This is a genomic window from Morganella psychrotolerans (assembly GCF_001676055.1).
Lineage (GTDB): Bacteria > Pseudomonadota > Gammaproteobacteria > Enterobacterales > Enterobacteriaceae > Morganella > Morganella psychrotolerans_B.
Map to the genome: position 1 here is coordinate 201077 of NZ_LZEX01000043.1, position 16827 is coordinate 217903.

Here is a 16827-nt window from a genome sequence, read left to right on the forward strand (position 1 = left end):
TTTGTGGCTAAGTTGGTGTCATTAAATGACATCAACCGGATGCCTAATGATAAAGTTCAGGATGCTGAGTACCCGACACCGTAAAACATTGATTGATGTACTGACGATCCCGCCTAAATCAGGGATCCGGTGGGATGACGTAAGTAACCTGATCGGTCATTTGGGTGGTAAAATTAAGAACGGAAACGGCTCACGGAGAAAATTCATTCTGATGGGGTCAGTTTATCAGACACATCAGCCTCATCCCGGTAATGTAATGGATAAAGGCGCCGTAAGTGGTCTGCGGGAGTGGTTTGAAACTATTATAGGGGTGGAGCATGATTAAAAACACAAATATCATGACTATTGAAGGTCATCCTGCATCTGTGACTTATGAAGATGAAATTAAAGCATTTCGTGGTAAATTTCTGGATATAAACGGATATTGTGATTTTATATCAGACAGTATTGACGGGCTTGAAAAAGAAGGTGCTATTTCACTGGCTGAATTTATTGGAACATGCAAAGAAGAAGGTATTCAGCCTTTTAAAGACGAGGACAAATTAAAAGCGTTTACACTGCGTTATCCTTACCGGCTGGAAGCGCGTCTGAATGCCGTCACCGCGGCACACTCTGTATCAAAGAATCAGTTTATTGTTCAGTTACTGGAGCGGGAACTGGTATCACGATGATTTAACGTAATTATAGCCCGCAGAACAAAAACAAAAGCTGAACGAAAAACAGACCGCACTGCGGTCTGTTTTTGTATACGCATATGAAGGATGCAAGGTAACTAATTCAAATCCACATTTTTACTGCCGAACAGTAAAGTGAGAAGGAAACCTGCCAGATACGCGACCAGCAGACCCGCGACATACACACCCATCCCGGCAAAGATCCCGCTGTTTGATGTCATCAGCGGGATGGCAACCAGCCCGGAAGGCCCGAATACGGTATTCAGGCCGACCGGCAAGCCCATCCAGGCAACCAGCCCGATAAAGAAACCACCTGTTGCGCCGCCGAGACATGCTGTCACAAAGGGTTTCAGACGGGGTAATGTCACGCCGTAAATCAGGGGTTCGCCAATGCCGAGGAAGCCCGGGATAATGGCACCTTTGATTTGTGTGCGCAGCAGTGAATCTTTCTTGGCTTTCATATAGAGCGCGAGTGCCGCCCCCACCTGACCGGCTCCCGCCATCGCAAGGATAGGAAACAGTGAGTTGAATCCCTGTGCATCAACCAGGGCAAAATACACAGGGATAAAGCCCTGATGCACACCAAACATCACCGCTATCAGAAACAGACCGGCTAATACGGCGGTTCCGAACGGGTTTCCGTTGAGATGCGTGAACAGCCATGACATGCCGTCAAACAGATAAACGCCGACCGGCATGATGACGACAAAGGTTACGGCTCCCATAATCAGCAGGGTGATTGCTGATGTCAGAATAATATCAAGATTGGCGGGGATGATTTTCCGGACATTCCGCTCCACCCATGCGCCGAGGATCGCGGCGATCAGTACGCCGATAATATTGCCGCGCGGATCGATAGCATGGCCGAAGAAGGTTTCCATGCCGGAATAGAATCCTTTGGTTACCTGCGGATCATAACCAAATACAAACAGTGCCGCGATGATTGCTCCGTTCACACCGGAGCCGCCAAAGGCTTTTTGCGCGTTGTAACCAATCAGAATACTCAGGAAGGTAAACATCCCCTTACTGAAGAGTTTCATGTAGGCGAGGATTTCGACCAGTGTCTGGTTCGGTGCAACGTTGCCGGTTATCCAGAGCTGCTCACCGAGCGTTGCCAGTCCCAGTAACAGACCAACACCAATAAACCCCGGGATAAGCGGTGTAAAAATGGTGGCAAATTTTGCCAGAAAGCGCTGTACGGGGTTAGTTTGCTTCTCTTTCAGATGCTGTTTTTGCTCTGCGGCTATTTCTTTCAGACTGCGGTTTTCATTACCATTGTCTGAATGATTGCCGGGAGTATATTCATCCAGCTGATGCTGCATCAGTTCTGCGGCGGTTTGTGCTTTGCCCGGTCCCAGGACTATCTGGAACTGTTCGTCACTTTCAATAACACCCAGCACACCCTCAATTTTTTTGATGGCGACCTTGTCTGCGAGCTGTGAGTTGTTCAGTGTCAGGCGCAGACGGGTCATGCAGTTGCCGCTGTGTGCCACATTACCCGGCCCGCCGATGGCAGTCAGGATCTGTACAATTGTTGATTGCGTGATTTTTGCCATGGTTATTACCTTGTGTTAAGCGTGTGCCGTACCGGCGAGAGCATCACGGATAAATCCCTGATTCTGCGCCAGCAGGGCGGTGGCATCACCGGCACTCAGGTGCGCCAGGATCATAACAATGGCGGTTTTGCAGTGTCCGTTACAGGCGGATAACGCCTGCTCTGCCGTCTCTCTGTCGCATTCCGTTGCTGCCATCACAATACGTTTTTGCCGTTCAACCAGTTTGGCGTTAGTCGCTTCAACATCCACCATCAGGTTGCCGTACACTTTGCCGGAGCGGATCATCGCCCCTGTGGTGATCATATTGAGCACCAGTTTCTGAGCGGTTCCCGCTTTCATCCGCGAGGAGCCGGTGACGACTTCCGCGCCGACAACCGGGGTTATCGCGATATCTGCCAGGCGGCTCATTTCACTGTCCGGGTTGCAACTGATTGCTGCCACGGTTGCGCCGAGAGAACGCGCGTATTCCATACCGCCCAGCACATACGGAGTTCGTCCGCTGGCAGCTATCCCGGTCAGAATATCGTTCTTATTGAAATTCAGTGCTTTTAAGTCACTGACAGCCAGTTCGCGGTTATCTTCCGCATTCTCAACGGCTTTTAAGATAGCTTTGTGCCCGCCGGCAATCAGACCGACGACAAGTTCCGCCGGAGTGCCGAACGTCGGCGGACACTCGCTGGCGTCAAGAATACCGAGCCGCCCGGAGGTTCCCGCACCCATATAGATAAGGCGTCCGCCACGGCGGAAAGCATCAGCGACCGCATCCACCAATTGTGCGACCTGCGGCAGTGTTTTTTCCACGGCCAGTGCCACGGACTGGTCTTCGCGGTTGATGACCCGCAGCATGTCAAGGTTGGCAGGCTGTCGATGTCTGCACTGGCGGGGTTGCGGCTTTCGGTAACAAGTGTGGTTAAGTCAATCTTCATAGGTAATCCTTTAAACCAGATATAATCTGCATGCTAAGGAATTAAATATTCTTTTTATGTGAGGATTATCACAGGCTAATCTATTCTCCTGTGATGGTATGTGAGGAATATTTCTATGATATTTAACCTATTTTTTTAATTATTATATTGAATTTAATTATATTTATCTTTTTTATAACAAATTATTCCTGAGGGATAATTTAACTGCACAGATATAAATAATTTATTCTTTCATGGCGGTTTTCCGGACGGAGACAGTAAAAACAGATGGCTACCCTGACAAAAATCAGCTGGGCAAGACCCGAGCTGGCGACAAATCAGCAATATATTGCTGATTTTATTCTGGCGCAGCCGGAAATGACGGTAACGCTCTCCTCCCAGGCATTGGCAGAGCGTGTGGGCGTCAGTCAGTCCGCCATTGTAAAATTCAGCCAGAAGATGGGTTTTAAGGGATTTCCGGCACTGAAAATGGCGATCAGTGAAGAGATCGGACGCAACCGGGTGTTGGCGGTAAATCAGCAAAATGCCCTGCATAACCGGATCGAAACACATGATTCACTGTTGGTTATTTCACAAAAGCTGGCACAGGAAAAACAAAATTCAATTGCGGAAACCACGCGGCGTCTTGATTTTGAACAGGTTGCTCATATTGTTGCGTGTCTGGATACTGCCCGCTGCATTCAGGTTGCCGGGATCGGCGGTTCCGGTCTTACGGCAAAAGATCTGGCGTATAAACTCCAGAAAATCGGGCTGATGACACTGGCGGAAGCCGATCACCATGTGCAGATTGCCTTTTCCCAGACGCTGACCGAAAAGGATGTGCTGGTGGTGCTCTCTTTCAGCGGAAAGCGCAGGGATATGCTGGTAACGGCGGCAACGGCTAAAAAACAGAATGCAACACTGATTGCTATTACCGGTAACCGGCTGTCCCCGCTGGCAAAAATGGCTGATTACGTACTGGAAACCGTTGCTGAAGAAAATGAATGGCGCAGCTCATCCATTTCATCGAGGACGGCGCAGAATACAGTGACAGATTTATTGTTTATGGCGCTGTTACAGCGGCGGGAGGAGCAGGCGCGGCAGTTGGTGAACAATGCGCGAACCATGATTAACAGCCTGGATGGCTGATAAAAGAGGCGGTACATGACTGTACCGCCTGGATATTTATGGATTTTCTAATGCCTGCGTCATGGCTTCGAGGTTTTCCTGTATCTCCATCCACGCCATTTCGGTCTCTTCAAGCTCAGCTTTGAGCTGCATTTGCTCCTGAAGACAGGTTGTCAGTTCGGCTTTGCGCGCCTGGTCATACAACCCGCTGTCGCTGAGTTTTTCTTCAACCGCGGCAATGGCATCAGATAACCGGCTCATGGTTTTTTCCAGTTTTTCTGATTGCTTACGCAGTGGCTGAGTCTGCTGACGAAACTCTGCTTCGCGGCGTTTCTGTTCTTTACGATCCTGCGCCGTGACTGTGGTTTTCTCTTCATCAGCATCACCGGTCACTGCTTCTGTTGTCTGGCGCTGTTGCTTTTGGCTGCCGGCCAGCCAGCGCTGGTAATCATCCAGGTCGCCGTCAAATTGTTCAACCTGACCATCATGCACCAGATAGAGATCATCTGTTGTTGAGCGCAGTAAATGACGATCATGGGAAACCACCACGATCGCACCTTCAAATTCGATCAGTGCTTCTGTCAGTGCCTGGCGCATATCCAGATCAAGGTGGTTGGTCGGTTCATCGAGCAGTAACAGATTCGGGCGCTGCCAGACAATCATCGCCAGTACCAGGCGTGCTTTTTCACCACCGGAGAAACGGGCGGTGACATCGGTTACCTGGTCGCCTTTGTACCCGAAGCCGCCGAGGTAATCACGCAATTGCTGTTCTGTTTTTTCCGGCGCGAGGCGCACCATGTGTTGCAGCGGGGATTCATCTGCGCGTAAGAATTCCAGTTGATGCTGCGCGAAGTAGCCGAGCTTAATTCCTTTCGCCAGCCCGATTTCACCGTGCAGCGGTTTTAATTCCCCTGCCAGCATTTTTATCAGTGTGGATTTACCCGCACCGTTACGCCCCAGCAAACCAATGCGCGAGCCCGGCACCAGGTTGAGTTTAATAGCATCGAGAATTATTTTGTCGCCATATCCTGCGGTGACTTTTTCCATTTTCAGTAATGGATTTGGCAGGGTTTCCGGCGGGCGGAAGCTGAAATGAAACGGGTTATCCACCAGCGCGGGCGCGATTTTTTCCATCCGCTCCAGCATTTTTATCCGGCTTTGTGCCTGCTTGGCTTTTGTTGCCTGTGCGCGGAAACGATCCACATAGTGTTGCAGATGTGCGCGACGCAGTTGCTGGCTCTCATACTGAGCCTGCTGCTGGGACATTTTTTCAGCGCGCTGCAATTCAAATGAGGAGTAGTTTCCGGTATATTCAAATAGGGTATCCTGCTCAATATGCAGGACTTTATCAATGATCGGATCTAGAAAATCACGGTCATGAGAGATAAGAATTAAGGTGCCGGGATAACTTTTCAGCCATTTTTCCAGCCAGATCACGGCATCGAGATCCAGGTGGTTGGTTGGCTCATCCAGCAGCAGCAGATCCGAGCGGCAGATAAGTGCCTGCGCCAGATTCAGACGCATCCGCCAGCCGCCCGAGAATGCACGGACAGGGGTTTCGAGCTGTTCCTGTGAAAAGCCCAGCCCGCTGAGCAGCGTGGCTGCGCGTGCGCGGATAGTCCAGGCGTCCAGCGTATCAAGCTGACCGTGGATCAGGGCAATCTCATGACCATCATTTTGTTCATTCGCCTGATGCAGTTTTGCTTCGAGTGCGCGGAATTCACGATCCCCGTCAATCACATAATCAATCGCCGGGACATCCAGAGCCGGTGTTTCCTGGTTAACCCAGGCAAGTGACCAGTTGCCGGGAAAAGTGACACTGCCGGCTTCTGCCTGCAATTCGCCTTTCAGCAGTGCCAGCAGGGTGGATTTACCGCAACCATTTTTTCCCACTAATCCGACTTTGTGTCCGGGATTGATGGTAGCCGTTGCGTTATCGAGTAAAACCCGGACTCCGCGGCGGACTTGAAGTGAAGAGAAAACAATCATAAATATCGATAGGGTACGCAATTGAGAGTAAAATTAATGTAATTCGTGCGTTGTCGGCAGCAAATCACCCGGCAGCAGGCGTGGAGGTATCGTTGCAGCAGGCATAGTAGCGAAAATCACAGCAATTCTCACGCGTTTAAGAGGAAGTGATGACAAATAATCCGACTATATTACTGCTTTATGCCCATCCGGAGCCGCATCACTCCATCGCAAACAAGGCGCTGATTAGCGGTGCGTCTGAACTGGAACATGTCACGGTTCATGACCTTTACGGTGCCTATCCGGATTTTTTTATTGATATCCGCCATGAGCAGGCATTGCTCAGTCAGCACGATATCATCGTATTTCAGCACCCGCTGTATACTTACAGTTGCCCTGCATTGCTGAAAGAGTGGTTTGACCGCGTTCTCACCCGTGATTTTTCCGGTGAGCAGGGCGGAAAGCAATTATCAGGCAAATACTGGCGCCAGGTTATCACCACCGGCGAGCCGTCAGATGCCTATCAGCCCGGCGGTTATAATCGTTTTCCGCTGAGTGATTTGCTGCGTCCCTTCGAACTGACCGCATCGATGTGTGAAATGCACTGGCTGGCACCGGTTGTTATCTATGAGGCGCGCCGCCAGGGAAAAGCGGTATTGCATGAACAGACTCAGGCCTGGTGTGACTGGCTCCGTACCCCGCAACTGACAGGAGGGCGCACGAATGACGATGGATGACGGCAACTTACTGCATGCCGGGATTATTTTTCTGGCGGCAGCAGTCATTATGGTGCCCGTGGCACAACGGCTGCGCATCGGCGCTGTTCTGGGGTATTTGCTGGCGGGGATAGCTATCGGTCCGTGGGGGCTGGGTTTTATTAAGAACGTTAATGAACTGCTGCACTTCTCAGAACTGGGTGTGGTTTTCCTTATGTTTCTTATCGGGCTGGAACTGAACCCGCGTGAGTTATGGAAACTGCGGCGCTCTATTTTCGGCACCGGGACGGCGCAGGTTGTTTTCTCCGCACTGATCCTGGGTATTTTGCTGTATCTGACCGATTTCTCCTGGCAGGCGGCAGTCGTCGGCGGTCTGGGAATGGCGATGTCATCCACCGCGATGGCATTACAGCTGATGGATGAAAAAGGCATGACCAACAATGAGAGTGGTCAGCTGGGTTTTTCTGTATTGCTGTTTCAGGATATGGCGGTGATCCCCATTCTGGCGGTTATTCCGCTGCTGGGCGGGGAAGCAGCGGGCAGTGACTGGTATCGCATCGGTATAAAAATCCTGGCTTTCGCCGGACTGTTGGTCGGCGGGCGTTATCTGCTGCGTCCGTTGTTCCGGTTGGTGGTAAAATCGGGTGTCAGTGAAGTGTTTACCGCGGCGTCACTGCTGGTGGTTATCGGGTCGGCGGTGTTTATGGAGCAGCTCGGGTTTTCCATGGCGCTCGGTACATTTATCGCGGGGGTGATGCTGGCGGATACGGAATATCGTCATGAACTGGAGATCACCATTGAGCCGTTTAAAGGTCTGTTGCTGGGGATGTTTTTTATCTCTGTCGGGATGTCGCTGAATATCGGTGTGTTGTGGCAATATCTCCCGCAAATTTTGCTGGGTGTGATTGTGCTGGTGAGTGTCAAAATGCTGGTGCTGTATGTGCTGGCACGCCTCAGTTGCCGGCGGAGCGGGCGCCTGCAATTTGCCGGGGTGCTGAGCCAGGGCGGGGAATTTGCGTTTGTGCTCTTTTCCGCCGCACTGGCGAGCCGTGTGATTACAGATCACCAGATGGCACTGCTGCTGGTGGTGGTTACGCTCTCCATGATGACCACGCCGTTGCTGATGCAGGGAATCGATGTGATCCTGGCGCGTCGTTACAATGCGGGCGCGGGCACAGACGAAACACCGTTTGTGGAGGATAATCATCCGCATGTGATTCTGGTTGGTTTCGGGCGGATGGGGCAGGTTGTCGGCCGCCTGCTGATGGCAAATAAAATCCACCCGACCGTGCTGGAAAAAGATGTCAGTGCGGTCAGCGCCATGCGCCGCTATGGTTATAAAGTGTATTACGGTGATGCCACTGAGCTCGCATTATTGCGCTCCGCCGGTGCAGAAAATGCAAAAATCATTGTGCTTACCTGTGATAAACCGGAAGACACCATGGCGATTGTGCAACTGTGTCAGGAACATTTCCCGCACCTGCAAATTATTGCACGTGCCAGGGGACGGGTCGAGGCACATGAGCTGTTACAGCATGGTGTGACGCAGTTCAGCCGTGAGACATTTTCCTCGGCATTGGAACTGGCTCGCAAAGCCCTGACCGGGCTGGGTGTCCATCCGGCAGAAGCTTACCGGGCGCAGCAGTTATTCCGCCGTCTGGATATGCAGTTGCTGCGTGAGCTTATCCCGCAGGCAGAGGAAGAGATCGCGCATGTTTCCCGTGTGAAAGAAGCCCGCCGCGAGCTGGAAAATTTGTTCAGCAATGAAATGAAGCGGGAACAAGGTCAGCCGGACGGCTGGAACAGTATTGATGACTCTCCGGGCAAAGCACGGACAGATGACAGGAGCGGAGTGTGAAAAATCGTAAACGGTTTATTGCAGGGGCTGTATGCCCTGAGTGTCAGGCAGCGGATACCCTGGCGATGTGGCGTGAGGACAGTGTGGATGTGGTGCAGTGTGTGCAGTGCGGGCACATGCAGAGGCAGACAGATGCCCGTGTTGACCCTCATGTGCGCAAAGATGAACAGGTTATTGGTATTTTCACGCCGCAGGAATAATGAGCAGCCATTTTTCTGACAGAATTTGGGGGAATTTGTCCCAAAACAGATACAGTGCCCGGAAATTCCGCTACAATCGGCGCGTTAATTAAAATTTATCCCCGCAGATGTAGGAGATACCATGAAAGTAGCAACAGACCTGGTGGTGAGCTTAGCTTACCAGGTAAGAACAGAAGACGGCGTATTAGTTGATGAGTCTCCGGCAAGTGCTCCGTTAGACTATCTGCACGGTCGCGGCTCGCTGATCAGCGGGCTGGAAAGTGCACTGGAAGGCCGTATTGCCGGTGATGTTTTTGATGTTGATGTAGGCGCAAATGACGCTTACGGTCAGTATGATGAAAACCTGGTACAGCGCGTTCCGAAAGATGTCTTTATGGGCGTTGAAGAGCTGGAAGTCGGCATGCGTTTCCTGGCTGATACCGATATGGGTCCTGTGCCGGTTGAAATCACCGGTGTTGAAGGCGACGAAGTTATCGTTGACGGAAACCATATGCTGGCAGGTCAGAACCTGAAATTCCACGTCGAAGTGATCGGTGTGCGTGAAGCAACAGCAGAAGAGCTGGAGCACGGACATGTTCACGGCGAAGGCGAAGAAGGCGGTTGCTGCGGTGGTCACGGTCACGGTGAAGAGGGCGGTTGCTGCGGCGGCGGTCATCACGGCCACGATCATGGCGAAGAGGGCGGTTGTTGCGGCGGCGGTCATCATGACCACGATCACGACCACGACCACGATCATAAACATGGCGAAGAAGGCGGTTGCTGTGGCGGTGGTCAGGGTAAAGGCCACGGTAAAGGTCACGGTAACGGCGGTTGTGGTTGTCACTGATAACCCGCGGCTGAGCCGGATAAAAAAAGCGCACTCTGATGCGCTTTTTTTCTGCCTGTCACTTACTCAGTAGTGCGGTGGCGGAACTTCTTCCGACAGTGGCGCAACATTTGAGCCGGGCGTTGCTTTCAGGCGTTCACTCAGCAGGCGGAGCGTTTCATTCAGCCGGGTGATATCCATCTGTTGCTGCGTGACGACCTGGTTCAGCTCCTCAATGGTAAGATCCTGAAAAGCCGTTTTGGTCTCAAGCTGTTCGAGGCGCTGTTCTAATTCGTGAAAATCCATGGAGTTTCTCCTGTCTGAGGCGGTGCCGACTGTGTAAAAATATGTAATATCCCTGTGAAATACGCTTACTGTGAGTGGATATCTTTTATTGGGGGGTTACTATGAAACCTCTTTTTGCTAAGGTTGTCTCAGCATCACAACACTGTGACATTATGATGTCGCCCGGTGGCGGCTGCAACTACTCTCTGGCGTGTTTCGCTAAGCGGTACTTCTTGCAATTGTTGCAAAATTGATTGGAGAAAAGGATGAAATCATTGTTTAAAGCGACTGTTGTCGCAACTTCGCTGGCGATGACACTAGGTATGTCGCAGGCTTATGCGGATACCGCACCCAAAAAAGAAGAAGTAAAACTTAACAGCGCATTTAAAACAGCAGGTCAGCAGAATGCTTATGCTCTGGGCGCATCCCTGGGCCGTTATATGGAAAATGCACTGAGTGAACAAAAAGCTATTGGTCTGGATCTTGATCGCGACCAGATGATGGCGGGTGTTCAGGATGCATTTAACGATAAAAGCAAATTGAGTGATGAAGAAATTAATCAGACTCTGCGTGGTTTCGAAGAGCAGGTGAAAGGTGCTGCTCAGGAAAAAATGGCACGTGAGGGATCAGAAAATAAAGCGGCCGGTGATAAATACCGCGCAGCATTTGCCAAAGAAAAAGGCGTAGTGAAAACCAAAACCGGTCTGCTGTATAAAACAGAAAAAGAAGGTAATGGTGCATCACCGAAAGAGACTGATACCGTTGTTGTCCATTACAAAGGGACGTTAATTGACGGCACCCAGTTTGACAGCTCTTATGATCGCAAAGACCCGCTGACTATCCGCCTGGACAGCGTGATTAAAGGCTGGACTGAAGGACTGAAGCAGATGAAGAAAGGCGGCAAAGCGCAATTCGTCATTCCGCCGGAGTTAGCTTACGGTACTGATGGTGTCCCGGGGATCCCTGCGAACGCCACACTGATTTTTGATGTTGAGTTACTGGATATCAAACCTGCATCAAAATAAGTATTCCGGTTTCAATCGTCATTTTGTAAGAAATCCGCACATTATTGTGCGGGTTTTTGTTTCTGATATACCTTATTCATTCAAACTACAGGTTTATTGGCCGGATCCTGAATGAATAAGGGTATACATCCCCGTTTCATGAAATATTTGCAAGACCTTTAGTTTTTTTTTATATTTTTTACCAGAATTTGATCACCTCAGGCGCAAAACTGTCTGTTTTTCGCTATAACACTATAGTGGGTATCTGTGCAGTACGGGAAACTCGTCATTTGCCGCCTTCCTGCACCCGGACAAATTCGGGTATATAATTTATAACATGTTGACAGGGTAATCCTCCTCCAGCGGTGAAAGATTACAGATGAGTAAAACCAACGACGTTCACACGTTACAAAGAGTGGTGTATTAAATGTCTAACCCAGTATTATTTAATGACAATGATTCGGATTACATCGTAAATCATCCGTTTACTGAAACGGACTATGAAATCCTGAAATCCTATGAAGCAGCTGTTGATGGCCTCGCGCTACTCATCGGTGAGCACTGTGAAATCGTTCTCCACTCTCTGGAAGACCTGAAGCGCTCAGCGGTGAAGATCGCAAACGGCCATCATACCGGACGCAAAGTCGGTTCTCCGATAACGGATCTTGCTCTGCGTATGCTTCATGATATTACCGATGAAGATTGCAGCACGTCAAAAGCGTATTTTACACGGGCAAAAACCGGCGCGCTGATGAAATCGCTGACTATTGCTATCCGAAATAAATCCCGTCGTATCATCGGGTTACTATGCATTAATATGAACCTGGATGTTCCGTTCTCACAAATTGTGCAGACGTTTATGCCAAAAGAACTGGCAGAAGAAACATCCAACGTGAACTTTGCTTCTTCTGTTGAAGACCTGGTTGCCCAGACGCTGGAACAGACCATCGAAGAGGTCAATGCTGACCGTAACGTGGCGAATAATGCAAAGAACAAACAAGTTGTGCTGAATCTGTATGAAAAAGGAATATTCGATATTAAAGATGCCATCAACCTTGTTGCGTTGCGTCTGAATATTTCCAAGCACACCGTTTATCTGTACATCCGTCAGTTTAAAAACGGCGAGTAAGGCGCACAGACAAAATGACTCCGCTATCTTACTGCCTGCTGGTTACCGGTCCGGCTTACGGTACACAGCGCGCCGGCAGCGCATTATTGTTTGCGCAGCATCTTCTGGCGGCGGGACACCGCATTCAGTGTGTGTTTTTTTATCGCGAAGGGGTCAGTAATGCTAATGAGCTGACCTCACCGGCGAATGATGAAACCGACATGGTGCGCCGGTGGCAGCAGCTTGCCGCACAAGGGCAGTTTACACTGTCCGTCTGTGTGGCGGCAGCGCTGCGTCGTGGTGTGACAGATGAAGCGCAGGCACAATCTCAGGCACTGGCCGGCGCTAACATTGCCGGTGGATTTGCACTCAGTGGCCTGGGGACACTGGCGGAAGCGATGATAACTTGTGATCGCGTGATCCAGTTTTAAGGAGAGCCGGTGAAACGTATTGCGTTTGTTTTCAAAAATGCACCTCACGGCAGCAGTGGTGGCAGGGAAGGACTGGATGCTTTGCTGGCAACCAGTAATTATACTGAGCAGGTTGCTGCTTTTTTTGTCTCTGACGGTGTCTGGCAATTATTACCCGACCAACAGCCTGAGCAGATCCTGGCCCGCGACTATATAGCGACATTCAAAGTGCTGCCGCTCTATGATATCGATGAGTATTATGTGTGTGCTGAGGATATGGCTGCCCGCGGATTATCACCGGAAACGCCGTATATTCTTCCGGTAACCTGTCTGGATTCAGCAGAGTTTGCCCGCAAACTGGCGACATTCGATATCGTTCTGTCATTTTGATCTACTTACGGTGAGCAAGATGCTATATACTGTCAGCCAATCGCCATTTCGTACTGATATTCAATCATTACTGAATTTGTTGTCCCCCGGGGATGACATCCTGTTTACCGAAGATGGCGTAATAGCAGCAACGAACGAAAATCCGTTGTTGCCGGCGCTTATTCAGTCGGGTCATATTCCCTGTGTGCTGCGGGAGGATGCGCAAGCACGCGGTTTATTACCGTACCTCTCCGGCAAAGTAAGAATCATAGACTATAATGGTTTTATTGAACTTACTGTCATACACACGCAGCATTTTGCGTGGGAATAGCAAATATCATTGTATATTTCTTGACACCCTGTTGCGTCAGCAATAAAATTTCGCGTCCTCGTGTTTTGTCTCTGACAGATACGAGGTACAAATCCGTGTTTACGAAGCAAAAAACCAGGAGCTTTTTTTATAATGGCAACGATTAATCAGCTGGTTCGCAAATCCCGTAGCTCGAAAGTTGTGAAAAGCAACGTTCCTGCACTGGAAGCCTGCCCGCAAAAACGTGGCGTATGTACCCGTGTATATACCACCACACCTAAAAAACCTAACTCAGCACTGCGTAAAGTCTGCCGTGTTCGTTTAACCAACGGTTTTGAAGTTTCTTCATACATCGGCGGTGAAGGCCATAACCTGCAGGAGCACAGCGTGATCCTGATCCGTGGTGGTCGTGTTAAAGACTTACCAGGTGTTCGCTACCACACAGTTCGTGGCGCACTGGACTGTTCAGGTGTTAAAGACCGCAAACAGTCTCGTTCCAAGTACGGTGTGAAGAAGCCTAAGGCTTAATGGTTCTCCGTTAAGTAAGGCCAAACATTTATCGCATTAATGTCAAATAAACTCATTGAGTTTTGGACAACCCTGAATTAACAACGGAGTATTTCCATGCCACGTCGTCGTGTAATTGGTCAACGTAAAATTCTGCCGGATCCTAAGTTCGGATCAGAACTGCTGGCTAAATTTGTAAACATCCTGATGGTAGACGGTAAAAAATCTACTGCAGAATCAATTGTCTATACCGCGCTTGATACCCTGGCTCAGCGTTCTGGTAAAGACTTCCTGGAAGCGTTTGAATTAGCGCTGGATAACGTCCGTCCGACTGTGGAAGTTAAATCCCGTCGCGTCGGTGGTTCTACCTACCAGGTTCCGGTTGAAGTTCGTCCGGTCCGTCGTAATGCGTTAGCAATGCGTTGGATCGTTGAAGCTGCCCGTAAACGCGGTGATAAATCCATGGCTCTGCGCCTGGCAAATGAATTATCCGATGCAGCTGAAAACAAAGGCACTGCCGTTAAGAAACGTGAAGACGTTCACCGTATGGCAGAAGCTAACAAGGCGTTCGCACACTACCGTTGGTAATCAAACGGTAGCGAATTGTGTATAGGGTAGCCAATTGGCTGCCCGACCAAATCAAACGAACGACCTAAGAGAGGAAATAATGGCTCGTCAAACACCCATTTCACGTTACCGTAATATCGGTATCAGTGCACATATCGACGCCGGTAAAACCACCACCACAGAACGTATTCTGTTCTATACAGGTGTGAACCATAAAATTGGTGAAACTCACGAAGGTTCTGCAACAATGGACTGGATGGAGCAGGAACAAGAGCGTGGTATTACTATCACCTCCGCAGCAACCACTGCGTTCTGGTCCGGTATGGGTAAACAATTTGAACCACACCGCGTCAACATCATTGACACCCCGGGGCACGTTGACTTCACAATCGAAGTAGAACGTTCCATGCGTGTTCTTGATGGTGCTGTGATGGTTTACTGTGCTGTTGGTGGTGTTCAGCCACAGTCTGAAACCGTATGGCGTCAGGCGAACAAATATCATGTACCACGTATCGCGTTCGTTAACAAAATGGACCGTATGGGTGCAAACTTCCTGAAAGTTGTTGATCAGATCAAAACCCGCTTAGCGGCAACTCCGGTTCCTCTTCAGATTGCTATCGGCGCTGAAGAGTCATTCACCGGTGTGGTTGACCTGGTCAAAATGAAAGCGATTCAGTGGAGTGAAGAAGATCAGGGCGCAAGCTTTGTCTACGAAGATATCCCTGCAAACCTGCAGGAATTAGCTGAAGAATGGCACCAGAATCTGGTTGAAGCCGCAGCTGAAGCATCAGAAGAACTGATGGAAAAATATCTCGGCGGCGAAGAACTGACTGAAGTTGAAATTAAAGCAGCTTTACGTCAGCGCGTTCTGGCTAACGAAATTATTCTGGTTACCTGTGGTTCTGCATTTAAGAACAAAGGTGTTCAGGCAATGCTGGATGCAGTTATTGAGTACCTGCCATCTCCGACAGAAGTACCTGCCATTAAAGGTATTCTGGATGATGGTAAAGACACGCCTGCGGAACGTCATTCAACTGACGAAGACCCGTTTGCTGCGCTGGCATTCAAAATTGCTACCGACCCATTCGTGGGTAACCTGACGTTCTTCCGCGTATACTCTGGTGTTGTTAACTCAGGTGATACCGTACTGAACCCGGTTAAATCGAAAAAAGAACGCTTTGGTCGTATCGTTCAGATGCACGCTAACAAGCGTGAAGAGATCAAAGAAGTTCGCGCTGGTGACATTGCAGCAGCAATCGGCCTGAAAGACGTAACGACTGGTGACACTCTGTGTGCCATCGATGCGCCAATCATCTTGGAACGTATGGAGTTCCCTGAGCCGGTAATTTCTGTTGCTATTGAACCAAAAACTAAAGTTGACCAGGAAAAAATGGGTATCGCACTGGGCCGTCTGGCGCAGGAAGATCCATCTTTCCGTGTATCAACCGACGAAGAATCAGGTCAGACAATCATCGCAGGTATGGGTGAACTTCACCTGGATGTTCTGGTTGACCGTATGCGTCGTGAGTTTAAAGTTGAAGCGAACGTGGGTAAACCACAAGTTGCTTACCGTGAAGCGATCACTATTAAAGCAGCTGACGTTGAAGGTAAACACGCGAAACAGTCAGGCGGTCGTGGTCAGTACGGTCATGTTATTATCGACATGTACCCACTGAACAAGAAAGGTGCTGACGGCGTCAACATGGAATACGAATTTGTCAACGAAATCAAAGGTGGTGTAATTCCTGGTGAATACATCCCTGCAGTTGATAAAGGTATTCAGGAGCAGTTGAAATCTGGTCCGTTAGCAGGTTACCCTGTTGTAAACATGGGTGTTCGTCTGCACTACGGTTCATACCATGATGTCGACTCCTCTGAACTGGCGTTTAAACTGGCTGCATCACTGGCGTTTAAAGACGGCTTCAAAAAAGCGAAACCTGTTCTGCTGGAACCAATCATGAAAGTTGAGGTGGAAACACCGGAAGACTACATGGGTGATGTAATTGGTGACCTGAACCGTCGTCGCGGTATGATCGAAGGTATGGATGATATGCCTACCGGTAAAATCGTCCGTGCGCAAGTGCCACTGTCTGAAATGTTTGGTTATGCAACTGACCTGCGTTCACAGACCCAGGGCCGTGCTTCTTACTCCATGGAATTCCTGAAGTATAATGAAGCGCCAAACAACGTAGCTCAGGCTATCATTGAAGCGCGTAATGCAAAATAATCGGTTATTACCGGTTTAACTCGTTAATTTCAGTCCCTTCTCACAATGAAGAAGGGACTCCATAAGGAATAGAGTCGTGTCTAAAGAAAAATTTGAACGTACAAAACCGCACGTTAACGTTGGTACTATCGGCCACGTTGACCACGGTAAAACTACCCTGACAGCTGCAATCACTACCGTTCTGGCTAAAACCTACGGTGGTTCTGCGCGTGCATTCGATCAGATCGATA

At 49.6% G+C, this 16827-nt stretch carries 19 protein-coding genes and 1 pseudogene; 16 read left to right on the forward strand and 4 right to left on the reverse strand.

All coding sequences use genetic code 11. The annotated features are described in order from the left end of the window. The first annotated feature begins 46 nt into the window (after nt 1-46). Together AYY17_RS17965 and AYY17_RS17970 are read left to right on the forward strand one after the other, a co-directional pair. Nucleotides 47-325 (forward strand): toxin HicA, encoded by a 279-nt coding sequence (locus AYY17_RS17965; protein WP_082981448.1) that lies wholly within the window; start codon nt 47-49, stop codon nt 323-325. Further along, the gene (locus AYY17_RS17970; protein WP_067426054.1) at nt 318-671 is read left to right on the forward strand and encodes a type II toxin-antitoxin system HicB family antitoxin; all 354 of its coding nucleotides are present in this window, start codon (nt 318-320) and stop codon (nt 669-671) included. Before AYY17_RS17965 ends, AYY17_RS17970 begins: the two co-directional genes overlap by 8 nt. 101 nt (nt 672-772) lie before the next feature. Here AYY17_RS17970 and murP read toward each other — a convergent pair whose 3' ends face one another. Both murP and murQ read right to left on the reverse strand, forming a co-directional pair. Next, nucleotides 773-2230 (reverse strand): PTS N-acetylmuramic acid transporter subunit IIBC, encoded by a 1458-nt coding sequence (gene murP / locus AYY17_RS17975; protein WP_067426056.1) that lies wholly within the window; start codon nt 2228-2230, stop codon nt 773-775. Between the two features lie 15 nt (nt 2231-2245). Next, nucleotides 2246-3156: pseudogene (gene murQ, locus AYY17_RS17980) on the reverse strand (N-acetylmuramic acid 6-phosphate etherase). Nucleotides 3157-3423: 267 nt separating this feature from the next. Here murQ and AYY17_RS17985 point away from each other — a divergent pair. Continuing rightward, nucleotides 3424-4284, forward strand: coding sequence for an SIS domain-containing protein (locus AYY17_RS17985; protein WP_067426058.1), 861 nt, complete (start codon nt 3424-3426; stop codon nt 4282-4284). Between the two features lie 36 nt (nt 4285-4320). Here the strand turns inward: AYY17_RS17985 and AYY17_RS17990 are convergent, their stop codons facing one another. Further along, a complete protein-coding gene (locus AYY17_RS17990) occupies nt 4321-6252 on the reverse strand; it encodes an ABC transporter ATP-binding protein (RefSeq protein ID WP_067426060.1) in 1932 nt (643 codons plus the stop codon). Between the two features lie 149 nt (nt 6253-6401). Here AYY17_RS17990 and kefG point away from each other — a divergent pair, with 149 nt between their 5' ends. The 4 genes from kefG to slyD all read left to right on the forward strand — a co-directional run bounded on the left by kefG (nt 6402) and on the right by slyD (nt 9831). Further along, entirely contained in the window at nt 6402-6968 is a 567-nt protein-coding gene (gene kefG, locus AYY17_RS17995) for a glutathione-regulated potassium-efflux system ancillary protein KefG (protein WP_067426062.1), read from the forward strand. Beyond that, complete coding sequence (kefB, locus tag AYY17_RS18000; protein ID WP_202906437.1) at nt 6961-8805, forward strand: glutathione-regulated potassium-efflux system protein KefB; 1845 nt, start codon at nt 6961-6963, stop codon at nt 8803-8805. Before kefG ends, kefB begins: the two co-directional genes overlap by 8 nt. Continuing rightward, nucleotides 8802-9005, forward strand: coding sequence for a YheV family putative zinc ribbon protein (locus AYY17_RS18005; RefSeq protein WP_067426065.1), 204 nt, complete (start codon nt 8802-8804; stop codon nt 9003-9005). The genes kefB and AYY17_RS18005 overlap by 4 nt, the downstream gene beginning before the upstream one ends. A 121-nt stretch (nt 9006-9126) precedes the next feature. Next, on the forward strand, nt 9127-9831 hold the full coding sequence (gene slyD, locus AYY17_RS18010; protein ID WP_067426067.1) for a peptidylprolyl isomerase: 705 nt from the start codon (nt 9127-9129) through the stop codon (nt 9829-9831). Nucleotides 9832-9897: 66 nt separating this feature from the next. Here the strand turns inward: slyD and AYY17_RS18015 are convergent, their stop codons facing one another. Continuing rightward, the gene (locus tag AYY17_RS18015; protein ID WP_067405551.1) at nt 9898-10116 is read right to left on the reverse strand and encodes a SlyX family protein; all 219 of its coding nucleotides are present in this window, start codon (nt 10114-10116) and stop codon (nt 9898-9900) included. 245 nt (nt 10117-10361) lie between these two features. Between AYY17_RS18015 and fkpA the strand changes: the two genes are divergently transcribed. The 9 genes from fkpA to AYY17_RS21375 all read left to right on the forward strand — a co-directional run. Continuing rightward, nucleotides 10362-11120 carry an FKBP-type peptidyl-prolyl cis-trans isomerase gene (gene fkpA, locus AYY17_RS18020; RefSeq protein WP_067426068.1) on the forward strand — a complete coding sequence of 253 codons (759 nt, stop codon included), beginning with the start codon at nt 10362-10364 and terminating at the stop codon, nt 11118-11120. A 406-nt stretch (nt 11121-11526) separates the two neighbouring features. After that, on the forward strand, nt 11527-12228 hold the full coding sequence (locus AYY17_RS18025; RefSeq protein ID WP_067368893.1) for a helix-turn-helix transcriptional regulator: 702 nt from the start codon (nt 11527-11529) through the stop codon (nt 12226-12228). 14 nt (nt 12229-12242) lie between these two features. After that, the gene (gene tusD / locus AYY17_RS18030) at nt 12243-12638 is read left to right on the forward strand and encodes a sulfurtransferase complex subunit TusD (protein ID WP_067426070.1); all 396 of its coding nucleotides are present in this window, start codon (nt 12243-12245) and stop codon (nt 12636-12638) included. A gap of 9 nt (nt 12639-12647) precedes the next feature. After that, nucleotides 12648-13007: a sulfurtransferase complex subunit TusC gene (gene tusC / locus AYY17_RS18035; protein WP_067405544.1), complete on the forward strand. Its 360-nt coding sequence runs from the start codon at nt 12648-12650 to the stop codon at nt 13005-13007. A 19-nt stretch (nt 13008-13026) separates the two neighbouring features. Beyond that, a complete protein-coding gene (gene tusB, locus AYY17_RS18040) occupies nt 13027-13317 on the forward strand; it encodes a sulfurtransferase complex subunit TusB (RefSeq protein WP_067426072.1) in 291 nt (96 codons plus the stop codon). A 132-nt stretch (nt 13318-13449) separates the two neighbouring features. Continuing rightward, nucleotides 13450-13824 (forward strand): 30S ribosomal protein S12, encoded by a 375-nt coding sequence (gene rpsL, locus AYY17_RS18045; protein WP_067405540.1) that lies wholly within the window; start codon nt 13450-13452, stop codon nt 13822-13824. Between the two features lie 96 nt (nt 13825-13920). Then, a complete protein-coding gene (gene rpsG / locus AYY17_RS18050; RefSeq protein WP_067368905.1) occupies nt 13921-14391 on the forward strand; it encodes a 30S ribosomal protein S7 in 471 nt (156 codons plus the stop codon). A gap of 79 nt (nt 14392-14470) precedes the next feature. Next, nucleotides 14471-16597, forward strand: coding sequence for an elongation factor G (gene fusA, locus AYY17_RS18055; RefSeq protein ID WP_067426073.1), 2127 nt, complete (start codon nt 14471-14473; stop codon nt 16595-16597). 76 nt (nt 16598-16673) lie between these two features. Continuing rightward, nucleotides 16674-16827: GTP-binding protein (locus tag AYY17_RS21375; RefSeq protein ID WP_004200661.1), on the forward strand; the 154-nt coding region annotated here is incomplete at its 3' end.

Excerpts from the sequence above, each read along its gene's own strand:
- AYY17_RS18025 (WP_067368893.1), top strand. The coding sequence starts at position 11,527 with ATGTCTAACCCAGTATTATTTAATGACAATGATTCGGATTACATCGTA.
- murP (WP_067426056.1), bottom strand. The coding sequence starts at position 2,230 with ATGGCAAAAATCACGCAATCAACAATTGTACAGATCCTGACTGCCATC.
- AYY17_RS17970 (WP_067426054.1), top strand. The coding sequence starts at position 318 with ATGATTAAAAACACAAATATCATGACTATTGAAGGTCATCCTGCATCT.
- AYY17_RS17985 (WP_067426058.1), top strand. The coding sequence starts at position 3,424 with ATGGCTACCCTGACAAAAATCAGCTGGGCAAGACCCGAGCTGGCGACA.
- tusB (WP_067426072.1), top strand. The coding sequence starts at position 13,027 with ATGCTATATACTGTCAGCCAATCGCCATTTCGTACTGATATTCAATCA.
- fkpA (WP_067426068.1), top strand. The coding sequence starts at position 10,362 with ATGAAATCATTGTTTAAAGCGACTGTTGTCGCAACTTCGCTGGCGATG.
- kefG (WP_067426062.1), top strand. The coding sequence starts at position 6,402 with ATGACAAATAATCCGACTATATTACTGCTTTATGCCCATCCGGAGCCG.
- AYY17_RS17965 (WP_082981448.1), top strand. The coding sequence starts at position 47 with ATGATAAAGTTCAGGATGCTGAGTACCCGACACCGTAAAACATTGATT.
- AYY17_RS18015 (WP_067405551.1), bottom strand. The coding sequence starts at position 10,116 with ATGGATTTTCACGAATTAGAACAGCGCCTCGAACAGCTTGAGACCAAA.
- rpsL (WP_067405540.1), top strand. The coding sequence starts at position 13,450 with ATGGCAACGATTAATCAGCTGGTTCGCAAATCCCGTAGCTCGAAAGTT.
- slyD (WP_067426067.1), top strand. The coding sequence starts at position 9,127 with ATGAAAGTAGCAACAGACCTGGTGGTGAGCTTAGCTTACCAGGTAAGA.
- tusD (WP_067426070.1), top strand. The coding sequence starts at position 12,243 with ATGACTCCGCTATCTTACTGCCTGCTGGTTACCGGTCCGGCTTACGGT.
- rpsG (WP_067368905.1), top strand. The coding sequence starts at position 13,921 with ATGCCACGTCGTCGTGTAATTGGTCAACGTAAAATTCTGCCGGATCCT.
- AYY17_RS17990 (WP_067426060.1), bottom strand. The coding sequence starts at position 6,252 with ATGATTGTTTTCTCTTCACTTCAAGTCCGCCGCGGAGTCCGGGTTTTA.
- fusA (WP_067426073.1), top strand. The coding sequence starts at position 14,471 with ATGGCTCGTCAAACACCCATTTCACGTTACCGTAATATCGGTATCAGT.
- kefB (WP_202906437.1), top strand. The coding sequence starts at position 6,961 with ATGGATGACGGCAACTTACTGCATGCCGGGATTATTTTTCTGGCGGCA.